The 15,183-nt window shown below is 36.5% G+C and carries 12 protein-coding genes and 1 pseudogene; 3 read left to right on the top strand and 10 right to left on the bottom strand.

Annotated features, from left to right (window positions below; genetic code table 11):
• Nucleotides 1-397: 397 nt before the first annotated feature.
• Nucleotides 398-1,831: a sodium/pantothenate symporter gene (gene panF / locus ACIGHG_RS06755; protein WP_336472547.1), complete on the bottom strand. Its 1,434-nt coding sequence runs from the start codon at nucleotides 1,829-1,831 to the stop codon at nucleotides 398-400.
• A gap of 2 nt (nucleotides 1,832-1,833) precedes the next feature.
• On the bottom strand, nucleotides 1,834-2,112 hold the full coding sequence (locus ACIGHG_RS06750) for a YhdT family protein (RefSeq protein WP_090913512.1): 279 nt from the start codon (nucleotides 2,110-2,112) through the stop codon (nucleotides 1,834-1,836).
• Between the two features lie 282 nt (nucleotides 2,113-2,394).
• On the opposite strand from ACIGHG_RS06750, the gene ACIGHG_RS06745 reads away from it, so the two are divergent.
• Nucleotides 2,395-3,879, top strand: a complete 1,485-nt coding sequence (locus ACIGHG_RS06745) for an aldehyde dehydrogenase family protein (RefSeq protein ID WP_090913510.1) — start codon at nucleotides 2,395-2,397, stop codon at nucleotides 3,877-3,879.
• A 98-nt stretch (nucleotides 3,880-3,977) separates the two neighbouring features.
• Here the strand turns inward: ACIGHG_RS06745 and fabG are convergent, their stop codons facing one another.
• Entirely contained in the window at nucleotides 3,978-4,718 is a 741-nt protein-coding gene (gene fabG / locus ACIGHG_RS06740) for a 3-oxoacyl-ACP reductase FabG (protein ID WP_090913509.1), read from the bottom strand.
• A gap of 132 nt (nucleotides 4,719-4,850) precedes the next feature.
• On the opposite strand from fabG, the gene ACIGHG_RS06735 reads away from it, so the two are divergent.
• Nucleotides 4,851-5,000, top strand: coding sequence for a YfhD family protein (locus ACIGHG_RS06735; protein ID WP_396547696.1), 150 nt, complete (start codon nucleotides 4,851-4,853; stop codon nucleotides 4,998-5,000).
• Nucleotides 5,001-5,019: 19 nt separating this feature from the next.
• Here ACIGHG_RS06735 and shc read toward each other — a convergent pair whose 3' ends face one another.
• From shc to ACIGHG_RS06700, 7 genes and pseudogenes are all read right to left on the bottom strand, one after another.
• Entirely contained in the window at nucleotides 5,020-6,879 is a 1,860-nt protein-coding gene (gene shc, locus ACIGHG_RS06730; RefSeq protein WP_396547694.1) for a squalene--hopene cyclase, read from the bottom strand.
• A gap of 102 nt (nucleotides 6,880-6,981) precedes the next feature.
• Nucleotides 6,982-7,407: a divergent PAP2 family protein gene (locus ACIGHG_RS06725; RefSeq protein ID WP_336472543.1), complete on the bottom strand. Its 426-nt coding sequence runs from the start codon at nucleotides 7,405-7,407 to the stop codon at nucleotides 6,982-6,984.
• Nucleotides 7,408-7,485: 78 nt separating this feature from the next.
• Nucleotides 7,486-8,415, bottom strand: coding sequence for an EamA family transporter RarD (gene rarD / locus ACIGHG_RS06720; RefSeq protein ID WP_336472542.1), 930 nt, complete (start codon nucleotides 8,413-8,415; stop codon nucleotides 7,486-7,488).
• Nucleotides 8,416-8,555: 140 nt separating this feature from the next.
• Nucleotides 8,556-9,326, bottom strand: a complete 771-nt coding sequence (locus tag ACIGHG_RS06715; RefSeq protein ID WP_396547692.1) for a CPBP family intramembrane glutamic endopeptidase — start codon at nucleotides 9,324-9,326, stop codon at nucleotides 8,556-8,558.
• A gap of 274 nt (nucleotides 9,327-9,600) precedes the next feature.
• On the bottom strand, nucleotides 9,601-9,843 hold the full coding sequence (locus tag ACIGHG_RS06710) for a DUF1294 domain-containing protein (RefSeq protein ID WP_336472594.1): 243 nt from the start codon (nucleotides 9,841-9,843) through the stop codon (nucleotides 9,601-9,603).
• A gap of 508 nt (nucleotides 9,844-10,351) precedes the next feature.
• Nucleotides 10,352-13,378: an efflux RND transporter permease subunit gene (locus ACIGHG_RS06705; protein ID WP_336472540.1), complete on the bottom strand. Its 3,027-nt coding sequence runs from the start codon at nucleotides 13,376-13,378 to the stop codon at nucleotides 10,352-10,354.
• A gap of 586 nt (nucleotides 13,379-13,964) precedes the next feature.
• Nucleotides 13,965-14,051 (bottom strand): annotated as a pseudogene (locus tag ACIGHG_RS06700) (IS21-like element ISCbo2 family helper ATPase IstB); the annotation flags it as partial.
• Between the two features lie 137 nt (nucleotides 14,052-14,188).
• Here ACIGHG_RS06700 and ACIGHG_RS06695 point away from each other — a divergent pair.
• Nucleotides 14,189-14,680 (top strand): CarD family transcriptional regulator, encoded by a 492-nt coding sequence (locus tag ACIGHG_RS06695; protein ID WP_336472539.1) that lies wholly within the window; start codon nucleotides 14,189-14,191, stop codon nucleotides 14,678-14,680.
• Nucleotides 14,681-15,183 lie beyond the last annotated feature (503 nt).

The following is a 15,183-nucleotide window of genomic DNA, read 5'->3' as shown; positions in this document are numbered from 1 at the left end:
ACGGAGAGTGACGACTCCTGCGGGAATAGCGAGGAAAGTGAGACCCCGCAGGCTTGCCGAGGAGGCTCGCTCTCGCCCGCGGAAAGCGTCCACTCGGAGTGGAGTGTACATCTATCTAAATGTCCCCCCTGTCTTTTGGTGATGAACCAAAAAAGAAGAGGAACTATGCTCTCATATTTAACATAGTATCCTCTTCTAAATATAGTACGTTTAATGATGTTCTCTTTTTATGTAGAGATTTCAAGTTTGTCCCGCACTAACGGGCAGTAAGACCCCCACCTCAAGATTTAGAGAAAGCGAAGAAGATAGGTGGGGGATAACTGCCCGTAAAAGCCCGATTGGTTCAACTAACCATCAGTGGGAGATGAAAAAACTCTCCACTGATGGAAGTTTCACTTTATTGCAACTTACGTGAAAACAACATGCTTCCTATAATATAAGCAATAAGCGCTAAACAGACTGGAAATACGACCGTATGAACACCAAAAGCATTAGGGAGCAGCAAATGAAATCCCATATAAGAACCTACTCCAACAATAATAGAAGCAAGTGCCCCGGCAGCATTCCCTTTTCTCCAATATAACCCAAGTACAAGCGGCCAAATAAATGCTGCTTCTAAACCACCAAAAGAAAATAGATTTAGCCAAATTAAAAAGTCAGGTGGTTTAATTGCCGCAGCATAAACAAGCAATCCAACAATTGCTGTAATCCAGAGCGTTCCCCTTTTTACTGTTCGATCCGCAGCATTTTCGTTTATATAATTTACATAAATATCTTTAATAATAGAAGAACTCACAAGTAACAACAATGAGTTCACTGTCGACATAATGGCTGCCATTGGAGCTGCTAAGAAAATACCAGCTAGCCAAGGCGGCAATACTTTCATCGCAAGCAACGGCATTACTTTATCTGGTACATTCACTCCTGGCAAAACGACACGAGCGAATACACCTGTTAGATGCATACCAATCATAATTGTCCCAACAACTACAGTGCCGATAATTAAAGCTTGATGCATCGCTTTTGAATTTTTATAAGACATAGCACGCACGCTAATTTGCGGCAAGCCAACTACTCCAACGCCAATTAAAATCCAAAATGATGACACATATACTTTTGTTAAACTACCATCTGCTCCAAACGGCGTAATAAGATTTGGATTAATCTGTACAAGCTCGTGCATAATATTTGAAATACCACCGCCTGCAACAATTGTACCAATTAAAATAATTGTCGTACCAAGCAGCATAATAAGGCCGAGAATTGTATCTGAAAGCGCAACAGCACGAAAGCCACCAATTAACACATAAACAAGTACAAAAAACGTAAAAAGAAATAAAGACGTTGTATAAGAAAGACCTGTTAATGATTCAATTAATCTTCCGCCGCCAACCCACTGCGCAACAGTTGCTGAAAACAAGAAAACAATAATACATAATGCCGATAAAATAACAACAACTTTACTATTATATCTTCCTTTCAAGTAATCAATTAACGTAATAGCTTCCATTTCCCTTGCAATAATCGCAAATTTCTTTCCAAGTACAGTTAATACAATGTAACCCGTTACAACTTGAATAGATGCCAATAGCACCCAACCAAGGCCAATGTTATAAGCAATTCCAGGCCCACCGATAAAGCTACTCGCACTTCCGTACGTCGCAATCATTGTCATTGCTAATAATAATCCACCAAGTTCGCGTCCACCAAGAAAATACTCTTGCAAAAATTTGTTATGCGCGGTCGCTTGAACACGTCTCGATGCGTATACACCAATTAAAAATACAACAATAAAAGATAACATCATTGGAATAATAACATACCAGTTCATTTTCATTCCTCACTCTTTTCTTCCTCGTCAAACGAAACATCTTGAAATACGAAACGAACAACAAAGACAATAAGTAAAACCATTACAACAAATCCCACTATACAACTATAAAAGAACCAGGCTGGAAATCCTAATATGTATGTATACTCTTTTGGATTGCCACTACCTAATCCATATGCAAAACCGTACCATAACAGAAAGTTGATAACAGCAAGTCCAATTCCAATCCACGCTTCACGATGTGCAATGCGAAAACGCGGATCATCATGATGTCGATTCATTTCTTTTCCCTCCTTCCACGATGTACTATTGTAACATTCTTTGTATAGTTTTTCCTACAAAAAAGCAAAATGAACAGATTTCACAAAAAACATTGGACATACATTAAAAAATTACATATTTTTAACAATTGCAACATAAATAAAGATTGAAATTTCTGATTCTTTAAGTTACGATTGAAATTAGATGTCATTCACCTAGTTTATCTAACACCTCCTCTTTTATTTGGAATAAACGCAGTATTTTGCTGCGTTTACATTATATATTTTTAAGGGGGTTATACAATGAGTCAACTAGCTGTGAACCTTCATGAAAAAGTAGAGAAATTTTTACAAGGAACAAAAAAGTTATATGTAAACGGAGACTTTATCGAAAGCGCTTCTGGAAAAACATTTAAAACACCAAATCCAGCAACTGGCGATACGTTAGCAGTTGTATATGAAGGCAGCCGTGAAGATATTCATAAAGCTGTTATAGCAGCACGCCTGGCATTTGATGAAGGTCCATGGTCTCGTATGAGCGGTGCCGATCGCAGCCGCCTCATGTACAAGCTTGCTGATTTAATGGAAAAACATAAAGACGAACTTGCACAGCTTGAAACATTAGATAATGGAAAACCAATTCAAGAAACAACGACTGCAGATCTTCCTCTTGCAATTGAACATATGCGTTATTACGCTGGATGGGCAACAAAATTAGTTGGTCAAACAATTCCTGTTTCAGGAGATTATTTTAACTATACACGCCATGAACCAGTTGGTGTTGTTGGTCAAATTATCCCTTGGAACTTCCCTCTTTTAATGGCGATGTGGAAACTGGGAGCAGCACTAGCAACTGGATGTACCGTTGTATTAAAGCCAGCAGAACAAACGCCTCTTTCCGCGCTATATTTAGCTGAATTAATTGAAGAAGCTGGATTCCCGAAAGGTGTTATTAACATTGTACCTGGATATGGTGAAACAGCTGGTCAAGCTCTTGTCAGTCACCCTCTCGTTGATAAAATTGCTTTCACAGGCTCCACTGAAGTTGGAAAACACATTATGAAAGAAGCATCTCAATCTTTAAAACGTGTGACATTAGAGCTTGGGGGCAAATCGCCAAATATTATTTTGCCTGATGCTGATTTGTCTCGTGCAATTCCAGCTGCACTTTCAGGCGTTATGTTTAATCAAGGACAAGTATGCTGCGCTGGATCTCGTTTGTTCATTCCAAAGAAAATGTATGATAATGTTGTAGCAGATCTTGCCTTATATTCAAAAAGCTTAACGCAGGGTGCTGGATTGGATCCACAAACTAACATTGGTCCCCTTGTATCAGAAGAACAACAAAATCGAGTGATGGGCTATATTGAAAAAGGAAAAAATGAAGGCGCAGAAATATTAGTTGGCGGAACGAAACCTTTCGAAAATGGTTATTACGTTTCCCCAACAATTTTCGCAGCTGTACAAGATGAAATGACGATTGCGAAAGAAGAGATTTTCGGTCCTGTCGTTGCTGCAATGCCATTCGATGACATTGATGAAGTGATTGAACGTGCTAACAAATCAGCATATGGATTAGCAGCTGGTTTGTGGACAGAGAACATGAAAAATGCCCATTATGTTGCAAATAAATTACGAGCTGGAACGGTATGGGTAAACTGTTATAACGTCTTTGATGCAGCCTCTCCATTTGGAGGTTATAAACAATCGGGTCTTGGACGCGAAATGGGTTCTTATGCTTTAAATAACTATACAGAAGTAAAAAGTGTTTGGATTAACTTAAACTAGAAAAAAGTCTTGCCAATCGGCAAGACTTTTTTCCTTATCTAAATCTAATAAGATTGATGAACGTTTTCTATCAACCGTTCACCGATGGAAGTTTTACTTTATACTTGTAATCCCCCGCTTACATTTAACACTTCTCCAGTAATATAAGAAGCAAAGTCTGATGCTAGAAAAGCCGCTGCGTTCGCAATATCTTGCGGCGTTCCGATTCGCCCAGCTGGAATCGCGGCGATCATCTTTTCCTTTACTTTGTCCGGTATAGCTTTCGTCATATGGGTATCCATAAATCCCGGACAAATTGCATTACATGTAACACCAAATCCAGCTGCTTCTTTTGATGCTGTTTTTGTTAATCCAATTACACCTGCTTTCGCAGCAGCGTAATTCGCTTGACCGATATTGCCCTGCCAACTAATCGAAGAAATATTAATAATGCGTCCATATTGTTGTTTACGCATATGTAAAAGTGCGGGTTGCATGCAGTTAAATACCCCTGTTATATTTACTTGCAGCACTTGTTCCCATGCTGTTTTTTCCATTTTATGCAGCATTGCATCTCGTGTAATCCCTGCATTATTTACTAAAATATGCAATGCACCGTATGTTTGAATGGCATACTCAATTAGTGATTTTGCATCTGTATGACTGCTTACATCACAAACATACGCTCTTACATCATATCCTTCCTGTAACAATTGAGTTGTCGCACTATTTAGAACTTCTTGATTCATATCACTTAGCAATACTTTTGCTCCTAAAGCACCAAATACACGCGCAATTTCTTTTCCAATTCCTTGCGCCGCACCAGTGACAACAGCTGTTTTCCCCTCTAAAAAATTCATTTTTCTCCCTCACTTTCTAATATATTTTCTATATATTTCGTCTTATGTATGTCATTTTCCTTTTTGTATAAAAAAGTCTATTTGTGTCACACTATAATTGCAACTTAGCATAACACAAGGAGATTGTGTAAGATGAAGAAAACGAATGTACAACAAAACAAAGTATCTGACGGTATTGATGTTGAATTTTCTAGGGAACTTGCTGATCAAGATGACTTAGAAGCAGAGGCGCGTGCAGATGCTGCAGATGCACGTCAAAAACAGCAACGAAACAAAAAATAAACCGAGAATATGTCTCGGTTTATTTTTTGTATTTTTTCACATAATGTGCCAAGGTGAGTAAAGGAAATAAACGATGATAACTATGATAACGAATATAAAACTCTCCTGGAAGTCCTGTTCCAGTCGGGTATTCAATATTATGAAAAGAATGCTCTAACAAATAATTCATTCCGTTTTGAATGCTTGCTGTCTCTGTATCATTCACAGTAATAAGTGCATCTAGAGCCCATGCAGTTTGAGAAGGTGTGCTAAAAGACGTGGAAATAAACCGTTTCTCCTTACTGCTTCTACACGATTCTCCCCACCCTCCATCGCGATGTTGAATCATTTCTAACCACCGTACTGCTTTTTCTATTGCTGGATGATTCTTTGGCAAACCATTTGCCCGCAGGCCTGTTACAGCAGCCCATGTGCCATATATGTAACAAACTCCCCATTTTCCATACCAAGAACCATTTTGTTCTTGATTGCGTAGAAGCCATTGCACCCCGCGTTGTAAATCATAACTGTTTATTTCATTCGATGCATGCGTTCCAAAAAATTCAAGTACCCTTCCTGTTATATCTGGTGTAGACGGATCGAGAATTATATCTTCTGCACTATCGAGAGGAATATGCAGAAACATATGCTTATCGACATTCTTCTCAAATGCTCCCCAGCCTCCATCTTTGTTTTGCATTCCAAGAATCCAATGTATTCCTTTATCCCAAGCTCGTTTTACTTTCTTATCTTTCTTCGCCGTAGAAGTAAGTGAACGCAGCGCTGCTGTTGTATCATCACAATCTGGTGCAATGGTATTTGTTTCGGTAAATCCCCATCCACCAGGAGGTAAAGCAGGTGCATGAACATGCCAATCCCCATAAGAAGTATGCTGTTTCTTTAATAAAAAACGATTTGCTCGTTCAATCATCGCATCATCTTCTGACACATTTGCTTCTTGCAAAGCGTAACTTAAAAGAGCAGTATCCCATACTGTTGAAGGTGAGTTTTGTAAATGAGCACCATTCTTTGTATTCCATATGTATGACTGTAACCCTGATACAGATTTCTCAATAATAGGAGAATGTATAGAATGACCGAGGGCAAGGAGGGCGTAAATCATATAAAAAGTAGCGCTTGCATAAGTGTAAAGTGTTCCATTTCCTTCTATTCGTTCTAGCATAAAACGTTCCGCTGCTTTATATCCTTTATGGTGAAGTGTATATGGATACGAAATTAGCTTTTTTCCTTCCGATAAAATTGTTTGCCAAACTGAAGAACGTTTAGAATGAAACCAATTTGTTTTATTTACACCCACTATATGATTCAAATCAGGAATATCAATTTCATCTACTACAAATTTCTTATTCAAACAAATAATCGTAGGCACGAAATGGATACGAGCAGTATTACTCACCTCATACATACTAAACGGGGATTGATCCGGTAGAAAGAAAAAAGGCATAGGAAAATGAAAAAATGGAGGATAATTGCATTGTCCATGCAATGCTAACATAAACTTCGTCATAAAATGAGCATTTGTAATTCCACCTTGTTCGCGAATAAATTGTTCTGCGCGGCGCATAATTCTGTCTTCTTTCTTATATTGCAAAGAAGCTAACAATGCAGCATAAACTTGAATGGTAGCCGAAAGATTCCCATTTGGCTCATCTTCATACAACTTCCATATTCCTTCATTTGTTTGCAAAGAAGTAAGCCTTGCTACAAATGGCTCTATTTCTTTTTCTTTTCTTAACATACGTAACAAGAAAATCATCGTGCAATCCGTAAGCGGGGATCCTTCAAAACAAAAACGCCATGTTCCATCTCTTTGCTGCATCGTACGTAACGCTGTAACTTGTCGCTCCATTTCGTTTTTTACTTTGTCATACAATAGCATATAGATATCCCCCCTTCTTCACTGAATCCATATACGATATTCAAAAACATACGTAAATATGTGTACAACAAAAAGCAAAGTAAGATTCATTCCTTACTTTGCTTACGAACAATAACAAATCGCAACAACAATTCCTAAAAGCGCCCCGATCACGACTTGATATGGTGTATGACCAACAAGTTCATTCAATTTTTTATACTCCGTTTGTCTTCCATGGAAAAAATCATTTAAAATTTTCGCTTGTTTACTGACGGCAAGTCTCACTCCGGATGCATCGTACATGACAATAATCGCAAAAATCATCGCAATAGCAAATATAGAGCTCGTCATTCCTTCTTCAATTCCAATTGCTATTGCTAATGCTGTGACGGTGGAAGAATGAGAACTCGGCATTCCGCCAGAAGCAAAAAACTGTGCAAAATCAAATTCTCTCTTTTTTACTAAAGTGATGATAACTTTTGTAAGTTGCGCTAAAAACCATGCAATGACCGCAGACATTAATGGGTTGTTATGTAAAATTGTTTCCATAATTCACACCTCACCGCTTATAATGGAATATCTTTACTTTCATTATAAAGAAAACGGCATACATAATACTATGCCGTTTTACGAAACTTTTGCAGATTTATTTTTTATAAATTTCGGCTGCTTATTTAACATAAATTTTGTTTTTGCTATTGAAAAAATAACTAACGCAATCCAAATAAAGAAAAATGCTATCATGTGTGCAGTAGTAAAATGTTCATGAAAGACGAAAATTCCTAATACAAGACTAATTGTCGGTGCGATATATTGCAAAAATCCGACCATTGATAACGGAATAAGCTTTGTACCTTTTGCAAAATATAAAAGCGGCAATGCGGTAACAATTCCCGCTCCCGCTAGAAGTAATGTCGATGTAATCGACACTGTCCCAAATGAACTAACCCCTTCGGCACCAAGCATTCCTAAATATACAAGAGCTATCGGTGTTACAAGCATCGTTTCCATTGTCAACCCAATCATTGAATCATAATCCAATAATTTCTTTGATAAACCATATAAACCAAACGTACATGCTAATGAAATGGAAATCCACGGAATCGATCCATAGCGAACGGTTAAAATTGCAACTCCAAATGCCGCTAACCCTACAGCAATGTATTGCCAAAAGTTGAGTTTCTCTTTTAAAACAAGCGTGCCAAGTAAAATACTAACAAGTGGATTAATATAGTAACCTAGACTCGCTTCAATAACATGATTATGATTAACGGCCCATATGTACACAAACCAGTTCCCGCTAATTAATATAGAAGCAATAGTTAATGACATGAATAATTTAGGACGTTTAAAAAGCTCTACAAACTCGTTCGTAAATTGGCCAAAACGTCTGCAAATAAATAAAACGAATAACATAAAAACGAATGCCCAAACAATGCGATGAGCTAAAATTTCTTCTGCCGGAACGTCGTCTATCAATTTCCAATAAAGCGGCAGGATTCCCCACATCATATATGCACTTGTCGCATATATCATCCCTTTTTTTTGCGCTTCCATTTAACTCTCCTCTTTTCTTTTTTCTTCATTATAAAATGTCCTTTTATTACTTTACAATTTTCCGCTACATAAACTCTTTATAATATTCAAAAGAAAAGAGCATGTTTTAAAAAGATTAAATAAAACATGCTCTTCTTGCGTTAAATTGAATGACTCTTATAAAAAGGACTATTCCTTTTTATTACTAATTTATACAAAATAAAAACAAAAATTCCAAAAATAAGGGTTGCAAAGGCTGGTAAAATCTTATCATTTGGCACGTATACGCTCCAAAAAGAATTAAGAAGCGCATGAAAAATGAGACACATAAAAATACTTTTAGTTGCATTATAAATTGTAGTTAGTAATAAGGATACGGCGATTATCGTAATTGTAAAGGATATAAAGTTCCTTTGAGATTGGTTCGTGCCTGGAATGAACCATAAAGGCAGGTGCCAAATAGCCCATATTATGCTCACAATCACCGTACTAAAAAATGCCGAAAACCTTTTCTGAAGGGCAGGTTGTAAGAATCCTCTCCAGCCAATTTCCTCAAGTCCGCCGCCAATGATCATTATCGGAAAACTAAGTAATGCCACGTATAATGGCTTTTGCATCGTTGCTCCATCAAATATCGTTGGCAGATAACAGCTAATAAAAGCTAGAACAATAATCAGAAAATACCATACAAAATGATGTTTAGGATTAACAATATTTTTTATAAAAACCCTAAACTCCTCTTTCGATCCATATTTTTTCTTTAGACTAATTTCAATGATCGCTGGCATGATCCCCCCGAAAACAAACAATATCATTGCTAATGGAGTTCCAAATGTAGTAATGTTCAATTTTATTAAGCTAATTAATATCCCCCAAAGTCCCCACGTAAATATGAGAGTGCATATTAAATATCGTTTAATATCATTATCCATCTACCTGCCCCCTTTGTATTAATTAGAACACAAACTAAGAAGGAATAAAATACCATACGTAAGATTAAACAAACAACTTTTCCCAAGAAACATCTATACTCAATAAACACATTTCTGGAGAATAAAGAATTCCTTAAAGCCTGCTTAACTTCTACATTTAAATGTATCTCCTTCTTGAACTAAGCTAACTGTATCAACAATAAAAAAACTGAAATCCTTTCTGTATTAAGTAAGGATTTCAGTTCATCTTTTTTCAATACGGTCAAACTTTATTTTAAATCCACACATATACCCCCGCAGCTGCAAGTAATGGAATACCAAACACAAACTTATTTTTGTGTGTTTTATGATGAAACATATACATTCCAATCCAAGCTCCCATTCCTCCCCCTGCTGCTGCAATTAAAAACAATGTACTCTCTGGTGTACGCCACTGTTTCTTCTTAGCTTTCCTTTTATCTAGTCCCATCATTATAAAAGCAAAAATATTAATAAAAACAAAATAACTCCATTTCACCATACTATGAAAACCTCTTTCATACACTTTTCAAACTATTCGTCCTACACTCACTAGGTAGTAAACTTCTTACTGACGAGAATTTCAATCTATTATACACTCATTTTGTTTTTAAATTATATAAATACAACTAAAAATTCTTTTTTAAGATGGACGAGACTATCTGGCCGTGCATCGAAACGGTCATAGCCTATTTCTTCTACATGCAAAGTTTAAAACAAAAAGAGTAGGCGACTGCAGATCACGTTGTATTCTGCATAGCAGCGAATTATATGTTGCTAAATCAACATGTATATAGTATACGAAAACATCCATGGTAATAATATTATGAATTACGTATAAACGAGTGAACAGAGATCGTTTAACTATAAGAAAACGAATAGAATAAACTACTTTATAAAACAAATAGAAATCAAAAAATGCCAAAAAAAATTGGCATTTTCTTTGACATAATCTTTTTTCAACAAAGTGAAGGGAATGGAAAAAAGTTTTCCATTCCCTTCTTTCTTTACGCTGTCTCTTCTACCTCCAAAACCGCCTTTTTCTTTGTGAATTTCCGCTTTATCATATCCATAACATAATAAGCAGTCGGTACAATAATTAACGTTAATAGTGTAGATGTTAATAAACCAGAAATAACCACAATGGCAAGAGATCGAGAGATAAGTCCTCCATCAGTAGACAACGCTAGCGGCATGAGTGCTCCAATTGTAGCAAGGGCTGTCATTAAAATCGGACGGAGCCTTGTTACCCCTGCTTCTAATACAGCTTCCTTTATAGTCATTCCTTGCTTTTCATTTTGCATAACGCGATCCATCAACACGATGGCATTCGTCACAACAATTCCAATCAACATGAGGAACCCAACAAGCGCAGGCATACCTAAAGGTTCGTTAGTCATATATAATCCAAGCAAACCACCTGTAAAAAGGAATGGTAGGGAAAATAAGATCGCAAATGGAGCTATTACATTCCCAAATGTCACTAGCATAACCATGAAGACAAGAACAACCGCGATCCCCATAGCAACAATCATATTTTGAAAGCCTTCATTCATAGCTTGCGACTGTCCCTCCGAGCGGTATTTTACTCCTTTTGGTAAATCTAGATCCTTTAAACGTTTGTCTATCTCTGCTTGAACACCAGAAACGTTATCTGTCGTAAATCTTGCGCTTACTTGTACATACTCTTGTTGATTCAAGCGATACAATGCAGTCGGTCCAGGCTCTTCAGAAAGTGTCGCTACATCCGACAACTTTACCTGCTGACCAAGAGGGCTCGTAATCTTTTGACTTGTAATACTTTCAATAGACGTAAGATTATCGCTTTTTAAGCTTACATTCACAGAAGTCGTTTTTCCATCTAATTGTACTGCTGTAATATTTTCACCAGAGATAATTCCTCTTACAAAAGCGGCAACCATCATCGGATTCAGACCTTTTTCTGCTGCTTTTTCTTCATTAATTGCTAGATTAAGTTGCGGTTTTACTGCGGATAAGTTTGTTTTCACATTGGATAAACCTTTTATATCCCTTATCTTCTCTACAATTTTATTACCGGCATTCTCCAGGTCTCTAGCATTCCCCCCATCCACAATAAGAGCAAATTGTCCTCCTCCTGTTATACCGATTGGGGTCAAAGCTGTTTCAATACCCGTCCCCAAATTTTTCATCTTTTCTTTAACGTCTTTTTCAAAAGTTGTTACTTCTTCTTTCGTCATGTTATCCTTCAGGTCAATAGATAAACGAACCCTTTCTCCTGAAACGATTGTTTGATAACTTTTTACACTCACTTGTTTACTAAGAATACTTTCTATATCCTTCGCCACACTGTTAGCTTTATCAAGTGAAGTTCCAACAGGCAAATCTGTTGTTAAATTATATGAGACCGCCTTTTCTTCAGGTAGAAAGTTTTTTGGGATCATCGGCACAAGTAATAAAGATGAAGAAAATACAACGAAAGCCAAAATAAGTGTTATGACCTTTTTCTGCATCGCCCAGCTCAGCATACGTTGATATGTTCTCTGTAACATTGTTTCTTGTGGTTCCTTATGTTCCAAACGCAATAAAAACAATTTAGCAAGAAGTGGTACAACTGTTAATGAAACAAGTAACGAGAATGCAAGTGCCACAATAATTGTAATGCCAAAAGGTGCGAAGAACTTCCCAATAATTCCTGGTACGAACGAAAGCGGACCAAATACCGCCATAGTTGTGATTGTTGAAGATGTAACTGCACCGCCAACTTCCTTAGCAGCCTTAAGAACCATGCTTTCATCACGCTGTTCACTATTTAACGTTCTTCGGTAAATGTTTTCAATCACTACGATAGAATCATCAATTACCCGACCAACTGCCACCGCAATACCTGCCAGCGTCATCATATTCAAACTGTATTGTAAATACTTCATTGTAATCATTGCCGCTAACATAGAAAGTGGAATCGATAATACCGCCACAATCGTAGCTCTCACATTACGCAAAAATACAAATGTTACGATGACAGCAAATAACGTTCCAAGCAACACTTCCTTAAGCATGCTGTTAACCGATTTTTCCACCTGTTTCGAACTATCATACAGCTTAGTCAATTTATATCCATCTGGCAGTTGTAAATCAGATAACTTTTGATTAATTTGCTTTACAACCTCAACCGCGTTCGCTCCTGGCTGTGCTTTAACTGATACAAGAACAGCAGGTGTATCCTTCAATCTTGTATATATCGTTTCTGTCTTACTTCCATACTCCACATTTGCCACATCTGATAGTTTTACTGTTCGTACTTCTGCAGGACCTGGCACCATCATTTCCACATTTTTCACGTCAGTAAGTGATTTCAGTTTGAAGTCTGCTTGAACATTTAACGTTTTTTCATTTAAATTGACCTGCCCCGCTGGAAAAGAAAAGTTGTGTGCTAAAAGTGCCTGCTTCACTACATCATAAGTAATATTTTTTTCTTTCATTTTTTCAGCATCAAGTTTAATAGATAACTGTTTTTCCGTTTCACCGGAAACATCCACCTTACCTATATTTTCAACAGTAGACAAAGCCGTTTTAATTTTTCCGTTCACGTATTGCGAAATATCAGCTTGCTTAGCATTATCTGAAGAAATGGCAAAAGTAAATACTGGCATCGGTGAAGGACTATCTTTTATAATGACAGGTTTCCCTGCCCCATCCGGTAATTTTAGAGACGCAACGGCACTTGTTACATCTTTCTCTGCCTCATCCATTTTCCGATCCATGTCAAATCCTAAAATAGCAACTACGCTATTGCTGTGGGATTCAATATATAAATTATCGAGTTTTTGAATATTAGAGAGTGCAGTTTCTAGCGGTCTCCCTATATCTTCTAACCCTTGATCTGGTGTGGCACCCATATAAGGAACCTGTATGACTATATATGGAATATCAACATTTGGCATCTGCTCCATTTTCATCGTTTTAATAGAGTATATTCCCCCAACAACGATAAAAATCATTGCAAGAAAAACAACACCTACATTTTTTAAGGAAAAGCGAATCCAAGATCCCATCTCCATTCCCCCTGTTCCCTCGTGTTTATTTATCAAACGAAACGCTCTGACTGATATAATCTCATATAAATTGCAGTCTTTTCCCCTGATTTTAAACCATACAAAAAAACAAATTTCTAGCAGGCTTTCTTAATATACGAACCTCATATTTAAGTTTCTATTTTTACTACGACTACCACGAAAATGTACAGATATAGAATATAAACCAATTTGTTTTTAATATTTCTATATTTCTGACTTTTAAAAACAGATTTATTCTCCTTCTTTACTAAATAACTTCCTGTCATTATTAGAAAAGATTATAGCTGTCATACATTTTTTTAATAACTATCGTCAGTTCCCCCCTCTTGTCCTCCTTTTTAAATTGTAAATTTTATCCTGTAAATGTCAACCTAAATATGTACACTTTCGCTTGTTTAAGAATGTACACAATTACTCTTTCTCTTCGCTAAAATGACTCTTAATTCGATATGATTGTCCCACAATGCTAACGGCAGTGGCGTGGTGTAATAATTTTGTATCTTGGAAAACTTCATCCCCCACTGATGGTTAGCCCGCCCAATCGGGCTTTTACGGGCAGTAAGACCCCCACCTTTACCATTGAATGAATCATATTTTGCTCACGTACATCAATTTCATAATTCGTTAGGTTTACCAGTGCTTCTACGAATGTATGTAGCAGTAATTTTCTTTCATCAAAAAAACATATAAAAACAAACTAAACCTATTGACTCTGATAATTATTTTGTGATATTATAATAAATTTTACTTATCATCTTATATGTGATAGAATTAAGAAGGTTACCACATATGGAGGTGGATTATTTGTTTCAAATTGGCGATAAAATTGTTTATCCAATGCATGGAGCAGGTGTGATTGAAGGTATAGAAGAAAAAGAAATTCTAGGCGAAAAACAAAAATATTATGTAATAAGAATCCCCATTAGTAATATGGAAATAATGATCCCCATGAAAAAAATGATCCAATCACGCATACGACTAATTGCCGATATCCTCACATTAGAAAATGTACTACTGATTTTTCAATACGGCGAATCAGATAACTCACTCTCATGGAAGCAGAGATATACTCAAAACATGGAAAAAATGAAGAGGGGTGAAATCCAAGAAGGCGCTGAAGTAGTACGTGACTTAATACGCAGAAATAAAGTAAGGGCACTTAATACAAGTGAAAAGCAAATGTTAGACAACGCACAAAAAATTTTAATTAGTGAATTGAGTTTAATTAAAGGAATTACTGAAGATCAGGCAATTGAGTTATTAAATACGAAAGTCGGCTAGGTAAAGAATTTCTTTTAAAACCACTTTGAACTTGATTTTTAATTATTACAAGATACCTAAAACGACAAAATAGCCTAACATCTATTTTGTTTTTTTTTGCTTTATGAATGTAAATATGATATGGTTTAAATTACGATTTGATTATAGGAACATTACCTTCTAAAAAAATTCTTTTTCCTCTAAATGAATTATTCTCACCACTTTTTATTCCCATACTTCTAAGTATACGATGAGGTTCATTTATCCAATCATTGTTTTTGGATATCCCGATTCATACTGGCGCGGTCATCGGAGCCGTAAGGACGAAAGAGAGGTAGGGCTTTCGTTGTTTTGAGGTTTCAAAAACGATAATGAACATTTACTGTTCTTATCTTCCGTTTTAACGTAAAAACGATAACAAATTTAAATATATGCTTATATTTGCTTGGTTTATATAAATAAGAGACACACCTTTAGTAATATTTTAAAGATTGTTTATATGAAAACAACCAGGACAGTACAAT

Source organism: Bacillus sp. NPDC077411, assembly GCF_044543425.1.
GTDB lineage: Bacteria > Bacillota > Bacilli > Bacillales > Bacillaceae_G > Bacillus_A > Bacillus_A bruguierae.
The sequence above is the reverse complement of the archived record's forward strand: the minus strand, read 5'-3'. Positions and strand labels throughout refer to the sequence as shown.